12 protein-coding genes and 1 tRNA gene are annotated in these 14,823 nt (G+C 44.9%); 9 read left to right on the forward strand and 4 right to left on the reverse strand.

Going from position 1 to position 14,823, the window contains the following annotated elements; genetic code table 11:
• Nucleotides 1–40: 40 nt before the first annotated feature.
• The 3 genes from FVR03_RS14595 to FVR03_RS14605 all read left to right on the forward strand — a co-directional run bounded on the left by FVR03_RS14595 (nucleotide 41) and on the right by FVR03_RS14605 (nucleotide 4,296).
• The gene (locus FVR03_RS14595; protein ID WP_147922501.1) at nucleotides 41–1,810 is read left to right on the forward strand and encodes an efflux RND transporter periplasmic adaptor subunit; all 1,770 of its coding nucleotides are present in this window, start codon (nucleotides 41–43) and stop codon (nucleotides 1,808–1,810) included.
• 412 nt (nucleotides 1,811–2,222) lie between these two features.
• Nucleotides 2,223–3,419, forward strand: coding sequence for an outer membrane beta-barrel protein (locus FVR03_RS14600; protein ID WP_187270174.1), 1,197 nt, complete (start codon nucleotides 2,223–2,225; stop codon nucleotides 3,417–3,419).
• A 73-nt stretch (nucleotides 3,420–3,492) separates the two neighbouring features.
• Nucleotides 3,493–4,296, forward strand: coding sequence for an NIPSNAP family protein (locus tag FVR03_RS14605; protein ID WP_147922503.1), 804 nt, complete (start codon nucleotides 3,493–3,495; stop codon nucleotides 4,294–4,296).
• Between the two features lie 172 nt (nucleotides 4,297–4,468).
• Here FVR03_RS14605 and FVR03_RS14610 read toward each other — a convergent pair whose 3' ends face one another.
• The 3 genes from FVR03_RS14610 to FVR03_RS14620 form a co-directional block, all read right to left on the reverse strand.
• Nucleotides 4,469–5,248 (reverse strand): hypothetical protein, encoded by a 780-nt coding sequence (locus tag FVR03_RS14610; protein WP_147922504.1) that lies wholly within the window; start codon nucleotides 5,246–5,248, stop codon nucleotides 4,469–4,471.
• Nucleotides 5,249–6,358: 1,110 nt separating this feature from the next.
• Nucleotides 6,359–7,027 carry an ABC transporter ATP-binding protein gene (locus FVR03_RS14615; protein WP_147922505.1) on the reverse strand — a complete coding sequence of 223 codons (669 nt, stop codon included), beginning with the start codon at nucleotides 7,025–7,027 and terminating at the stop codon, nucleotides 6,359–6,361.
• A 108-nt stretch (nucleotides 7,028–7,135) separates the two neighbouring features.
• A complete protein-coding gene (locus FVR03_RS14620) occupies nucleotides 7,136–8,230 on the reverse strand; it encodes an AI-2E family transporter (protein ID WP_147922506.1) in 1,095 nt (364 codons plus the stop codon).
• A 217-nt stretch (nucleotides 8,231–8,447) separates the two neighbouring features.
• Here FVR03_RS14620 and sucC point away from each other — a divergent pair, with 217 nt between their 5' ends.
• The 3 genes from sucC to FVR03_RS14635 all read left to right on the forward strand — a co-directional run bounded on the left by sucC (nucleotide 8,448) and on the right by FVR03_RS14635 (nucleotide 10,785).
• Nucleotides 8,448–9,650 (forward strand): ADP-forming succinate--CoA ligase subunit beta, encoded by a 1,203-nt coding sequence (gene sucC / locus FVR03_RS14625; protein WP_147922507.1) that lies wholly within the window; start codon nucleotides 8,448–8,450, stop codon nucleotides 9,648–9,650.
• A gap of 499 nt (nucleotides 9,651–10,149) precedes the next feature.
• Entirely contained in the window at nucleotides 10,150–10,686 is a 537-nt protein-coding gene (hscB, locus tag FVR03_RS14630; protein ID WP_147922508.1) for a Fe-S protein assembly co-chaperone HscB, read from the forward strand.
• Between the two features lie 15 nt (nucleotides 10,687–10,701).
• Nucleotides 10,702–10,785, forward strand: a tRNA-Leu gene (locus FVR03_RS14635).
• Here FVR03_RS14635 and FVR03_RS14640 read toward each other — a convergent pair.
• Complete coding sequence (locus FVR03_RS14640; protein WP_147922509.1) at nucleotides 10,751–12,340, reverse strand: recombinase family protein; 1,590 nt, start codon at nucleotides 12,338–12,340, stop codon at nucleotides 10,751–10,753. The two genes, FVR03_RS14635 and FVR03_RS14640, sit on opposite strands and share 35 nt — an antisense overlap.
• Before the next feature lie 96 nt (nucleotides 12,341–12,436).
• Between FVR03_RS14640 and FVR03_RS14645 the strand changes: the two genes are divergently transcribed.
• The 3 genes from FVR03_RS14645 to FVR03_RS14660 all read left to right on the forward strand — a co-directional run bounded on the left by FVR03_RS14645 (nucleotide 12,437) and on the right by FVR03_RS14660 (nucleotide 14,759).
• Nucleotides 12,437–12,634, forward strand: coding sequence for a helix-turn-helix domain-containing protein (locus FVR03_RS14645; RefSeq protein WP_147922510.1), 198 nt, complete (start codon nucleotides 12,437–12,439; stop codon nucleotides 12,632–12,634).
• A gap of 126 nt (nucleotides 12,635–12,760) precedes the next feature.
• Nucleotides 12,761–14,194 carry a DUF4365 domain-containing protein gene (locus FVR03_RS14655; protein WP_147922511.1) on the forward strand — a complete coding sequence of 478 codons (1,434 nt, stop codon included), beginning with the start codon at nucleotides 12,761–12,763 and terminating at the stop codon, nucleotides 14,192–14,194.
• A complete protein-coding gene (locus FVR03_RS14660) occupies nucleotides 14,184–14,759 on the forward strand; it encodes a hypothetical protein (RefSeq protein WP_147922512.1) in 576 nt (191 codons plus the stop codon). Before FVR03_RS14655 ends, FVR03_RS14660 begins: the two co-directional genes overlap by 11 nt.
• Nucleotides 14,760–14,823: the final 64 nt, after the last annotated feature.

A 14,823-nucleotide genomic window follows, 5' to 3' on the forward strand; every position in this document is an offset into this window, starting at 1 on the left:
TTTGATGCTGAAGCATCATCAGAAATAAAAATAAGAAACCATGACAGCAAGAAATAAAACATATGTCACCTACATACTGATTGCCTTGGCTGGGCTGGGGCTGGGCTGGCTGCTCTTTGGCAGAGGAGGATCTGAGGCGAAGCACGACCATACCGCTGAGGCAGCTGGCAACCACCAATACACCTGCTCTATGCACCCACAAATAAGGCAGGAAGGGCCAGGCAAATGCCCGATCTGCGGCATGGACCTGATTCCGGTTGTGGCAGGTGGCCGAAGTGCGGCACAGGCAAACCCTTATGTACTGGAGATGACGCCGGAAGCGGTAGCATTGGCCAATATCCAGACAACTGTGGTAGGAACGGGCAGCACAGCGAACGAACTGGCGCTATCGGGCACCATCCAGCAGAACGAGCAGAACCTGTCGGCTATTACGGCCAGGTTCCCGGGGCGGGTGGAGCGGCTGTATGTTAATTCGCTGGGGCAACCGGTGCGGAAAGGAGAGCGACTCGCCTCGCTATACTCGCCGGAGCTGATATCTGCGCAACGCGAGCTACAGGAGGCTGCCAGATCCAGAGAACTGATGCCAGAGCTTTATGAAGCTTCTAAAACGAAACTCCGCTTACTGGGGCTCACCAACAACCAGATCCAGCGCATTGAAAGCACAAACGAGCTAATTACTTCTTTTGATATTTATGCCAATGCCTCGGGGGTTGTAACAGAGCGGCTGGTGGCAACCGGCGATTATGTGAACACAGGTTCTACCTTGTTTACCGTTTCCAACCTTGGAACAGTTTGGGTTACACTCGATGCTTATGAAAGTAACCTGGGACAGGTACAGGAAGGCGCTCCGCTTACTTTTACAGTGGCAGGTATTCCGGGAAAAGAGTTTTCGGGAAAAATACAGTTTATAACGCCTACCCTTAACTCGGGTACCCGGGCCGTACAAGTGCGGGCGGAGGTTCTTAACCCGAACAACCAGTTCAGGCCCGGCATGTTCGTAAATGCCACCATCCGGACGGCCGCCAGCACCGAAAGCACTGGCCTTAACATTCCCCGGACTGCAGTTCTCTGGACTGGCAAACGCTCAGTGGTTTATGTAAAAAACGGTCAGCAGGAACACCCTTCCTTTGAGATGCGTGAGGTAACGCTGGGGCCGCTGAGTGGAGAAAGCTATGCCATAGAAGCAGGTTTAAGTGCAGGCGAAGAGGTAGTAACCAATGGTGTTTTTGCCGTAGACGGCGCGGCACAACTTAGCGGCAACTATAGCATGATGACGTCTCCAACGTCCAGAACCGCCTCTGTACCGGCTGCATTTCAGAGCCAGTTCAGCAAGTTGGTGGAAAGGTATTTCTTATTGAAAAATGCCCTGGTTGCCTCCAATATGCCAGCAGCACGCACGGCAGCAGGCAATTTTTTATTGGCGCTGGAGCAGGTAGACATGGCCTTGCTCGATGAGGAAACACATACCCGCTGGATTAAACTGCTGCCAGCACTAACCCAAAATGCGGAAGCCATACAGAAACTGCAGGACCTGGAAAAACAGCGTATTGCTTTCTCGCCACTATCGAACTACCTGATTGAGGCGGTAGAGCTGTTTGGGGTGCAGGAGCATGTAGCTTATAAACAATCGTGCCCCATGGCCGACAACGATGCCGGAGCCTTTTGGTTAAGTGAGCAAAAGGAAATCCGGAACCCTTATTTCGGGAAGTCGATGCTCGGTTGTGGCGACACCCAAAAAACGTACCAGCCGACTAAATTACCTGCAGCAGAGAATCCGCAAAAACCGACAAGCCAGCAGCATGTACATTAGCGCTGGTTAACACCAGCCATACTAAGTCAAATTATTCTAATGAAAATGGCCTTCCGGAGCAAAAATAACCTCCGGAAGGTCAAGGCTTTGCAGGGAACCTTCTCTATTGATGCTGTGCACACACTTTAATGTTTCAAGCATTTGCTTACAAACAGGCTGAACAAAATAGAAACAAGAGCGAGAATAAGTCCTTTAGATGCTACCAAACCTTTAATTTATTTTACTTTCAGGTGAAGTTTTAACTATTTTAGTAACTTGAAGCACAATTATCAGATTATTATCGAAATAAACTCTACCACCCTTACAACGTTTTAGCTTTATGAATGCTCAAAAGCATTTCATCTCCCTCCTGTGCCTTCTCCTGCTGTGCCCTTTTCTTTTGCATGCGCAATCTAATTTCAAACCTGGCTATGTGGTTACTACTGCAGGCGATACGGTACAAGGCTTTATCAACTACAAAGAGTGGGTACTTTCGCCCACCTCCTTCTCCTTTAAAAAATCTGCCACCGACCCGGCTGTTACCGAATTCGATGTTCATGCTGCCAGCTACTTCGAAATTACCGGACTTGAAGCTTACCAACGCTACGAAGGCCCGATAACTACGAACGTTACAGATCTGAAGAACCTTACCTATAACACGTCGCTGGAGGTTACCAATGCCACTGTTTTTCTGAAAGTGCTGGAGAAAGGAGAAATAGTAAAACTCCTCTCTTACACCGATATGCTGAAAACGAGGTTCTTTGTGCAGGAGCAACATAACGCTCAGCCACAGGAGCTTTATTATAACCTATATTTAAACAGCCAGCGAAAAGTAGTTACTCAGAAAGGTTATATCGGCCAGTTGCTGCATCTGGCAGCCACCTACGAAGTAAAAACGCCCCAATTAGAGCGCGCTATCCAAGCGGCAAATTACCGCGATTACACGTTTATAGATATTGCAAAAGCAATTAACAAACCTAAAGATGCACCTGCAGCTACTCCCTTTACATCTGGTAATTTCAGATTTTTTGCAGGCATCGGGCTCAGCAGCAACCAGGCTACTGTAACGGGGAAGCATAGTTTACAGAACGCCGATAAAGCTTCTGCTAACCTGGCACCACAACTCCTGGTTGGAGCCGACTTATTTGTGAACCAGCATGTGCAACGATTACTTTTAAGGCTGGAACTTGCTGCCAGTGCTACCACTTACACCCTCGAAAAAACAGAGCGCTCTGGTAGCGGAGTAACGGAGCACACTTATTCTTTAAGCCAGAAAACTGCCAGCCTGAACCCACAGGTTATCTACAATGTATACAACACAGAAAACCTGAAAGGCTTTTTCAGCATTGGAGGGCAGCTGAACTACTCCAGCTTTTCTGACAATACCTACAACAGCCAGTACTACAACCCGACCATACCTTATGATTATGCACCCACAGTAGAAAAAAATCATTTTGATATACATCCTATCTGGGTTTCTATTACGGTTCGGGGTGGTGTAGCCATTAACCGGAAACTGGAAGTTTTAGCGGCGTATATGCCTCCTGCTTCTGTATCTAATAACAATGTCTATTCGCTCAAGTTAACTTCTTACACGCTTGGTTTAAATTATTTTCTAAACAGAAGGTAGTTTTTGCGAAAAAAACTTACATTCAGGAGAAAACTACTACTTGTTAGCAAACGCTACTTTAATTTTATTTCTCATGCACGTACGAACTCAGTCTTTCAGGCAGATTCTTTTTTCTACAGCGCTATGCCTGTTTTGCTTAGTGGCTGCCTTTGCGGCCACTGCGCAACGTAAAGGGGCGCAGGAGTATTATGAACTCCGTAAATACACGTTTCAGTCGGAGCAGCAGCAGCAGCTAACAGAAGAGTACTTAAAGTCTGCCGCCATTCCGGCACTAAACCGGCTAGGAAGCAAAACGGTAGGAGTATTTAAGGAGATGGAGGTTGCCAAGCAGCCGGTGCTGTTTGTCCTGATACCGTTTGCCTCGCTGCAGCAGTACAGCAAGGTAACAGAGCAGCTCGAGAAAGATGCCGCTTACCAGCTGGCTGCCAAACCTTACCTGGAGGCTGCCCATACAAACCCTGCTTACCTGCGCATAGAGAGCTCACTGCTGCTGGCCTTTAAGGATATGCCTGTGCTGGAAGTGCCAAAGGCAGCAAGCCAGAACCAGGAACGCATGTTTGAGTTACGCACCTACGAGAGCCACAGCGAGGCCAGCGGCAAAAAGAAAGTGCACATGTTTAACGAAGGCGGTGAAATTCCGATTTTCAGGCGCACCGGCCTTACTCCAGTGTTTTTCGGCGAAACCCTGATCGGCCCACAACGGCCTAACCTGACTTACATGCTTACCTTCAAAAACAAAGAAGACCTGGAGCAAAGCTGGAAAAAGTTTAGTGCAGACCCCGAATGGAAAAAGCTTAGCGCCATGCCGGAGTATGCGCATACGGTGTCGCACATAACTAAATATTTCCTGGTTCCTGCTTCTTATTCCCAGCTATAGGTATTGCTTTTCCGGCCTGGTCTCTTCCTAACAAAATTGTTAAGGAGAAAGCAGGCCGGAGAAAGGGCGTGTTCCAGAAATAGGGCACATCTCATAACGCATAAGTTTGGACAAAAAAAGCCCTGCCTCTTTTCAGAAGCAGGGCCTGCAAAAACATTGTTAACTAAAACGCTTAGGCAGCAGCCGACTGGCCATCTTCGCGGTCTTCGATTACTTTTTTAAGTTTCTCGATAGCCTGCGCCGCACGTTCTTCGTCCAAGCGATTAATGTTGAGTAACATCTTCGTTTTTTCCTGGCGTGTAATAACCGGGTTGTTCAGCAGGCGGATGATTTCTTCTTTTTGCTTGGCAGAGGCATAACGTACACCCGGCGTTTTTTCTGCTTCTGCTGGCTCGGTAGTAGCTGCTGTGGCAGGTGCTGCCTTCATAGTGGCCTTTTTCTCGGTTGGCACAGCTACTTTGGCCGATTCGTTGCCAGCATAATCCATTTCCTCGACAGGTGTAGGCTCATAACCAGCTGCCCTGATAATCCAGGCCAGGATGTTACGGTAAGCCTTACCAATAGCACGCGTTTGCGCCATAGACGCAATAGCAAACTCCTGATAGTACTTCTTGCCTTGCTCACGGTTGGAGCAGATCGCAAAACCAGCTCCTACCACCTGCTGGCTCCTCAGATCGAGCAGGTTAACTTTGGCCTGGTATTTAATTTCATCGTCGGTGCTGATGTTGACTACATGCTCTACTACCGGCAGAATACCTAACCGCGAACCGGCATATTGCCAGCCTTCGACGTTAACATACTCTTTGCCTTGTATATTTTGATAAAGTTTGTTTTCCTTTATGAACTTAGCCAGATCAACAGCCAGATGCAGCGTTTCATCCGATTTCGCTATATCATAGCTCTCGACTTTCGGCTTTCTCTGCACAGAGGTGTCTTTTTGTGTTTGACTCATTTCTTCTTAGCTTTTTAGTACAATTAATAAACACAGCAGGTGCCCGATTAGTGCCAGAATCGTAAAAAAACACACAATTTATTAAACTGATTATCAAGTAATTAAAAATTATTTTTCATTACTTGAAGCCTCTTCCCCACAGCACCGGAAAATTGGTAATAAAAAAGGAAAAGAGGGATATATAGTACGAATTTAAATGAGAAAAGGATGAGTTTGCTTTTTTCTAAGTGTCAGCTACTTATAGAACCAGTAGTGCAGCTGCGCCACAATACTTCTTCATTGTTTTTCAGGATCTTCTGAATTCAGGATTTGATAGATTGCCTGAGTTTTACAGAATGAAGACTAATATTTTCCAATCTGTGTCAACAAATATATATAATTGTCTACTTCAACCTTGAAATATACCTTAGCCATTCCCGCTGTCATCCAAAGGATCTTGTGCGCGAGATTCATGAGCAATGGCTACTGGCTTAGTAGCTTAAGTTCTTGTTCTTGTTCTTTTTGCCTTGATCAAGCTAAGGGAGAGAGCTTATAGGAATATAGTAATAAGATCTTCTAAGCCAAGTTTTTAGGTCATTCTGAGCTGGGGGCAGGGCCACTCAATTATTGAAAGAACTATTAAATTTAGATTATGGCATGGCGAGCGCAGCAAGAAATGCCATAATCAGCCTTTTTGTACGCAATAGTTCCTTCGGTAAACTCAGGATGACCTTCTTTCCTGCCCTTGCTGGTGTTATTACCAGTAAGCAAAGCTTACGTTGAGCCTGAGCAGCAATCCAGGTGCTGAAAACACTGCAAATAGCAAGAATCCCGATTTTGTCGCCCCCATCGCTGGAAGGCTTTCCAGAGGCATCAGTGAAGAATTAAGTCTTTGGCTTTCCTTACAAAGCAATCTTCTGGAAAGCCTTCTATAGTTTATGATTGCTTATTTTAAATTTGGCGCAGCCTTCGATTATTCTAATGAAAATGGCCTTCCAAAAGAAAATGAGCCAAATCGGGCCAAGGGTCTAAGGCGTGTTTGGCTGAAGCAGGAGAAACTGGATGTAAGGGTGGGCAGAACGCAAGGCATAAGAATAGACCTGCGTTATATGTGCTGTGTCTTATGTCTTTTTATACCAGTGAGTCACCTTGCACAATAAGGCCATCTTTCATGGTGAGGGTGCGGTCGGCCATTTCGGCAAGTTCGAGGTTGTGAGTCACGATTACGAAAGTTTGATTGAACTCATCGCGCAGCTTAAAGAATATCTGGTGCAGCTCCTGTGCATTTTGCGAGTCAAGGTTACCGCTCGGTTCGTCGGCGAAGATGATGCGGGGCGAATTGATGAGCGCCCGTGCCACCGCTGTCCGCTGCTGCTCCCCCCCCGACATTTCGGAAGGCTTGTGGTGCAACCGGTGCGACAGGTTCAGCATGGTTAGCAACTCCTTTGCACGCTCCTCCACCTCCTTCTCGGGCCGGCCAGCCAGGTAACCCGGCAGGCATACGTTCTCGACGGCAGTAAACTCGGGCAGCAGGTTGTGGAACTGGAAAATAAACCCGATGTGCTTGTTCCGGAAACGGGCCAGGTCGGTGGCGTTGAGTTTGGCAATATTGCGGTCGTCGAACATTACATCGCCTGTGTCTGCTGTGTCGAGGGTGCCGAGTATGTGCAGCAGGGTGCTTTTGCCAGCGCCAGATGCCCCTACTATAGACACTACTTCTCCGCTCCGGATGGACAGATCGATGCCTTTGAGAACCTCGAGCGCACCGTATTTTTTATGGATATTGATTACCTGCAGCACAATATAAAAATAATTGGTATGGATATTAAATGAGAAGCAAGACCGCTTCCAAAGCTACAAAACAAACATAAATTTAAGAGCTATTCGCAAAATTAATGCAAATTACTTCTATTCATCGGCTTTTGCCTGGCCCAGGTTCTGCGCCCGCTGCTCACTAAAGCTCAGCTGGCTGGTATCTTTCTCCAGCATATCCTTCACATAAATCTCCTGAGTGAGCACCATGGCTACAGCCAGCAGCGGTGCGGCCATGAGCACTCCCAACGGCCCTATTAAAATGCCCAGCAGTACTTGCAGAAACAGCAGGATGGCAGGTGGCAAGGCTACAGTTCTTTCAAAAATGAGCGGCGTTATAATATAGCCTTCTATACACTGCACAATCGTGTATACAATTATCAATTTCAAGGCGGTTTCAGGGCTATCGAGCAGGCCGACCAACACTACAGGTATTCCAGACAAAATAGGGCCGATATTGGGGATGGCGTTCAGGAAAAAGGCCATAAAACCGAGCAGTAGGGCCAGCTTCACCCCCATCAGGGCAAGCACAATCCAGGTGCTTACACCGATCATGGTCATGGCGATGAGCATGCCAGACAGCCATTGCTGCAGCGTTACGTACAGTTTATCAATTATTTCGTAAGAGCGGCCGCGGTGTTTAACAGGAATTAATTTAATAAAGCCATTGAGGTAGAGCGATGGGTTCAGGGCCAGGAAAAAGCTCGTGATCAGGACAATACCCACATCGGTTATAAAGCCAAGCGTAGACGAGAAAATACCGCTTAACCTCGAAAGTGCTGCCTGCTGGTCGGGCATCAGGTCTTCTCTGTTGTTCTCCAGCTCCTCCAGCATGCGTGGGCCCCAGGGTTGCTGTGCAAGCCATCCTTTCAGGCTTTGCCACATCTCCGGAACCGATTCCTTCATTTCCTCTACCTGCTCACTTATGGCAGGCGCCACTAAAAACCCAGCTCCCACCAAAAAGCCGAAAAGCCCCAGTATGACTAGCGCCAGCGCCAGGCTACGGTTCATGTTCGTTTTAGAAACAAGCCAGTTGGCAAGCGCTGAGTATAAAACGGCAAGCAAAATACCACCAAAAACAAGTAAAAAGAAGTGCGTGGCATGCAGGAGCAGGTAAAAGAAACCAGCCATAAGCAGTGTAATAAAAACAGCCATAGCCACCCGCTTGGAGTAGGTGTAGAAATCCAGCATCTTGTAAATTTAGTCCGATTAGGGTTGTAGCTTTTACAACACGTTTTAAATTTACTCCATTTAGGCCCATATCGTTGCCTGTAACTACTGCCCTAGAAAACGATAGCCAAAAGCAGGCTTAGCCTATAACTTGCGCGCCCTATATTTTTGATCTAACATTTTACTTGAATTTCAAGGGATAATGGCTTACTTTCGTGCATCCAATAAAACTGAAAGCATGAACATACACGAATATCAGGCTAAAGACATTCTGAAAAGCTACGGTGTCCGGATTCAGGAAGGTATCGTGGCCGAAACGCCAGAGCAGGCGGTAGAAGCTGCCAAGAGACTGACTGAAGAAACCGGTACTGGCTGGCACGTTATCAAAGCACAGATCCACGCGGGTGGTCGCGGTAAAGGCGGCGGTGTGAAACTGGCCAAAAACCTGGAGCAGGTAAAAGACATCTCTTCCCAGATTATCGGCATGACGCTGGTGACGCACCAGACAGGCCCGGAAGGCAAGCACGTGAACAAGGTGCTGGTGGCGCAGGATGTGTATTACCCTGGCGAATCAGAAACAAAAGAGTTTTACCTGAGCATTCTGCTGGACCGCGCAAAAGGCCAGAACGTGATCATGGCATCTACTGAAGGTGGTATGGACATTGAAGAAGTTGCTGAGAAAACTCCTGAGAAAATCATTAAAGAGTGGATCGACCCGGCTGTTGGTCTGCAGGGTTTCCAGGCGCGTAAAGTGGCTTTCGCTTTTGGCCTTACCGGCAATGCTTTTAAGGAGATGGTGAAATTCGTGACCAACCTGTACAAAGCCTACATCGATATCGACGCTTCTATGTTCGAGATCAACCCGGTTTTAAAAACATCTGACGATAAAATTCTGGCCGTAGATGCCAAAGTTGATATTGATGACAGTGCCCTGTACCGCCACAAGAACCTGGCCGACCTGCGCGACCTTTCGGAAGAAGATCCGTTGGAAGTTGAGGCTGGCGAGCACAACCTGAACTACGTGAAGCTGGACGGCAACGTAGGTTGTATGGTAAACGGCGCTGGTCTTGCCATGGCTACTATGGACATTATTAAGCTTTCTGGCGGTGAACCTGCTAACTTCCTCGACGTAGGTGGTAGCGCCAACGCCCAGACGGTAGAGGCTGGTTTCAGAATTATCCTGAAAGACCCGAACGTAAAAGCCATCCTGATCAACATTTTCGGTGGTATCGTACGTTGCGACCGTGTGGCAAATGGTGTAGTGGAGGCTTACAAAAACATTGGCGACATTCGTGTGCCGATCATCGTTCGTTTGCAGGGAACAAACGCCGCTGAAGGTGCCCGCATTATCGATGAATCTGGCCTGAAAGTGTACTCTGCTGTTGTGCTGAAAGAAGCCGCTGAAAAAGTAAAACAAGTACTTGCTGAAATTAACGCGTAAGCAACTACATATTTCTATATTAGCAAAGGCTGCCCTTACCGGCAGCCTTTGCTGTTTTAAATCCTTGGTGTACCCTTGACCTAAAAAGGCCAAAAATCCTTCTGGAGGGCTTTTTCATTAGAATAATTCAGCAAATCTAACTCACCTTACGCTGCTATTTTTTTGTCCCCCTTTTAAGTGGGTTGGGGGATGACTTACACCTGTGAAAAATTTATTTAGAAGGCATTTCAGGAAAGTTGTTGTGCGTAATTTTGTGCTGCACCTTTGTCATCCCCCTAGCCCCCTTCAAAGGGGGACTTTTTTGTGCTATTGTAAAATTGAGTTTAACTTCGGTTCATGTTAGAAAGCTACTGTTACCATCGTTCCAATTTTTATTCCTGGTACTGTTTTTATGAAGGCTTTTCGCAAATGCTGAACTTCTTGTTTAGAAACCGAGTAAATTAGCGGATGCGGCTGTTTAGGCTGCACCTTGTTTAATTGATGTTTCGAAAATAGCTACATGACAAACTACTTCGAGTTTTATAATTTACCAGAAAGCTTTTTGGCGGACGAGAAAGCGGTAAAGGCAAAATACTATGAACTTAGCCGCGCCTACCACCCCGATTTTTTTGCCAACGACACGCCCGAGAAGCAGCAGGAGATCCTGCAACTCTCTACCGTTAACACCAACGCCTACCGCACCCTCAGCAACCCGGACCTGCGCATGCAGTACATCCTGAAGGAGCATGGCATATTAGAGGAAGGTGGCAAAAACGATCTCCCTCCCGACTTCCTGATGGAGATGATGGACATAAACGAGGAGCTGATGGAGCTGGAATTTGACTTTGATGCGGCCAAGCTGCACGAAATAGGAGAAAATGTGGCTGGTTTAACTGCAACTTTAGACGCTGACATTCTGCCCACCCTGCAGCGATTCCCTGATCTTCATGGAGTTACGAAAAATGCCGCACTAGAGGAAGTAAAAACATATTACCTGAAGAAAAAATACCTGTTGCGAATAAAAGAAACATTATCTAAGTTTGCAGCACGTTCCTGAAAGAGGGACGCTTTTGCCTTGGTGGCGGAATTGGTAGACGCGCTGGTCTCAAACACCTGTGAGGTTACACTCGTGCCGGTTCGACTCCGGCCCAAGGTACTGAAGCGGACTTATTCACTATTTTAAGTGATAAGTCCGCTTTTTTATTGCCGTAACTTGCTGTTATCAAGTTAATTATGTGAAATAAATAGTTAACATCTTTGGTTCGATAACGGCTGTTTTTCTTGTCGTAATAGATATCGCCTTTAAAAGTTGTTTGCTGCACCCTTCGCTTAACCGCAAAACCCTCATTCTGCCACAGAAAAGGCGATTCTCGTACGTATCGTACACATTTTCTCACAATTTCTTTTGGGTTCGATAAATTTATCCGTTGTTTTTCCAGCAGAGCCTCTAATCTCTCCTTTTCAAATTCAAGTTCACCGAGTTTTTCTTTGAACAAGTCGTTAGATACAACGCCAGCAAGCAATTTATCAGCCAGAAGATTTATTTTCGATTTTACCGAAGCCAGTTCGTTCTCATTGCTTTGGATATCTTTCGAGTTAATGTTGTCCAGTTCGATAAATAACTCTTCCAGTCTTTTGGCTATCAAAGGTGACGCAATAGACCTCGGAACCATATTTTGGAGATGTTCAACAAACTCTTGGTTAGCCTTTACAGCAGAGACATTAGAACGACACTCTTTGTTGTTACAGATGTAATAATGCTTTTTCTTCGTTCTGTTAAGATATCCAGTAAACTTGGTACCACAGTTTGCGCACTTCAGGTACCCTTTGAGTGGAACTCCATGATTGACTATGAAATCAGCGTTTTTTGGATGTTCATGTCTATTTAAAATTTCCATCACTCGTTTAAATTCCTTCACCGAGACAAGCTTGGGGTGTTTCCCCTCCGCTGGTTTATAATCTAAAGAGTTAGAAAGCATTATACCGCAATAAAAAGGATTTCGAAAAATCTCAGCCCACCTTTTGGTATTTATTCGCAACCCCTTAAGAAGCAAAAACCGCTGTATTTCAGTTGGCGAGAAACCCTGTAAAAGCATTTTAAAGCCTTCTCTGATATGTTCGCCTTCTTTGGTAATGTAAATGTTCTTTTTCTCATCTCTCGCATACCCACGAGGGCAATTGTGTACCCAGATGCCATTACTCATTTTCTCCCTCATCTTCCGCTTCGTATCCAGACTTTTATTCACGTTAGATATGTTAGCTTGCAACAAGGTCATGGTCAACATAACTTTCCCCTCTATAGATTCAGGGTCGAAAGTGTTGATTGCTGAGTAAACTTTGATAGAGTGGCGTTGCAAGAGCGATATTATCTCAATTGCTTGCAACCCTGTTCGTGAAAAACGATCATAGTTGAAGCATATGATAGCCCCAATCTTATTCTTTTCGTTGGTGACGTAATTTAACATCGCCCGAAACTCTTTCCGATCTTCGTCTGACTTGGCAGACTCAAACACGCCTCCGAAATACTTTTTGACCTTGAAGCCATTTTTCAGCGCAAAGCTTGTACATTCTTTATATTGGGTATCTAAGCTGTCATTCGTGAGTTGTTCTTTAGAAGAAACACGTGTATAGATCACAGCACACTTTTCTTTGTTTGTCTCATTCTCTTTTCTGGTAGGTGCAAACCTTTTAAAATATTCATATTCCATCATGGAAGGTATTTGATATAAAACATCTAAAAATATCTCAAAATATAAGATACAAAATATTTATATATTATCTTCGGGTTATACCTCTGTCAATACAGCATGAACCGCATCAAAGAAGTTTTAGCCGAGAAGGGCGTGTCGCAGACGTGGCTTTCCGAGAAAATAGGCAAGAGTTACAACATGGTCAACTCTTATGCGCAGAACAGGCAGCAACCTCGCCTGGAAGTGCTGTGGTCAATAGCGGAGGTGCTGGACATTGACGTGAAAGAGCTTATAGTTTCCAATAAAAAATACTAATGGCGATTAAGAAATCAGAGCTGTACAACAGCTTGTGGAAGAGCTGTGACGAGCTTCATGGAGGTACTAACACAGCTTACAATACTCAATAAATAGCTTGTACAATAGAATAGAAGGAAACGTCTTATGTCAAAGATACATTCAGACACGAGGGTAATCGACAATAAGGGCAATGCTAAGCTTGCCGAGTATTGCGCATTTCATAATCCACAGATATCATGGAGAGCCATAACCCACGATGATATTGGTATCGATGGAGAATTAGAGCTATACAACGATAAAGGTGAGCCTATGGCTGAGATTCTAAAAGTACAGCTAAAGTCTACCGAAAAAGACAAAGGGTATATTAAAAATGAAAATCCGAATACGAAGACATTTACCTTTTATGCTGAAAGGTCTCATGTAGAGTACTGGCAGAATCTCCCTAATGATATCCTACTGATTATTTATGACAACCGAAATGATCAAAATAGGCTATATGCGAAGAAGGTCGAAAATATCGACTTAAAAAACGTTGGGACGAAATCTGTTCCGATACAATTTCACCAAGAATTAGACCTACTTGAAGCGGAAAAACATGATTTCCTACATCGGTTTTCCCGTTTATACAATACGCATAGCCCTACTATTAAACCTGTACCTGAGGGAAATGAAAAACTGGTTTCTAATCTGCTAAAGATATCATTCCCATCAGATAACATTTTTATTGCGCCCATGAACTTCGAAAGAGATGAGGTCATAAAAGCATCGTGGGAAACAGATAAACGGCTTAAATTCACAGCTACTCCACGTGCTGTTGTATGGAGCGCTATGCGTCAGAAAGGGTTAAATTTTGGTACTGATTGGGTTGTTTTTAAAAATCAAATCATAACATTCCATGATCTTAGCGATCATAATAAACCTATTTCATCAGTCGTAGATACCTCACTTGTTGAAAGTTTCACACCAGAAGACTTTTGTTCAATTAGCGAAGACCATAAAAACATATTCAAGTCACTTTTGCGCAATTGCATGCAACAGGTGCTATATAAGCAAAAGTTTGAATGGGATGTAGAAGATAAACTATTCAGATATATCGCTCCCAATCCTATTGAGGGTAACTTTGAGAAGAAAGAGAGTTGGGTGGGTACTAAACAAGCTAAACGAACTGTCTTCAAAGCGAGATATTGGGATAAAGGAAAATTCCACTACTGTACACATTTTGCCTTCAGCATAGATATAAAGGATTTCGGTGATAGATGGTACTTATGTATCAACCCGACTTGGGCAGTAACGGTGAATGGTCAGCGTAAAAGCAAAGTCGGTTACAAAAAAGTGTCTCAGCTCAAAAAGTTAGAGCGTAACTCATCAGTATACAATCACCTTAGATTCATTACTTATAAGCTCACATACAGGGATTTTTTCACCCGTGACTATCCATACTTACAGTTTCACCAGTTAGCATCATTTAAAACGGATATTATGCTGGACGAGAAAGGGTGGTTAAATACAGAGACTGAAGAAGAGAGTAAATTATTGCGTGATATCGAAGCACCTATTGACATAAGAGATGAAGATTGATTTTTTAAAAGAGCCATTGCTACAGTTCGCTAATGACAGCCATGTATGTCCTCGGTTTGGCATATCCAATTTTGAGACTTACGATAGTCAACCTTTACTTTTCAGCACCAAGCCTAAAGAAATAGTTTTAGGCATTATTGGCACGCACCAAAATTTCGAAAAGTTCCAGGAGTGGCTACACCTATGCTCCGACTTCATCGATGCCAAACCAAGTAAACAACCTAATCTCTTCACCTCGTTTTGTGGTTTTAACGAATATGGTGGCTTTCAAGCAAAGATGGTCTATAATCCATCATACTTTAGACAGATTAACGACACAGATATAAATAAAATCATCAGGGACGTTGGCAAGTCTAAAAATCGACAGGCTGGTATCAAAGAGGTAGCCGAGATCTATTTACAGCACATCGAGTTCTTGGCAGAAAATAAAACGCCTAACGTCATTGTATGTATAATTCCAGATAACCTATGGTCAAAGGTTTTAAAAGCAGAGAAAGATGAAAGCGTTGATACCTCTGATAACACAGTAGATGATAAAGATTTAGTAGAAATCAATTTCAGGTGAATATTCCGGGCAAGCAGCGCCACCGTTCCGGGCCAAGCGGCGCCACTTAGGATGAGCGGATTTG

The sequence above is a fragment of the Pontibacter qinzhouensis genome, assembly GCF_008017455.1.
In the GTDB taxonomy this organism is placed as follows: Bacteria; Bacteroidota; Bacteroidia; order Cytophagales; family Hymenobacteraceae; genus Pontibacter; species Pontibacter qinzhouensis.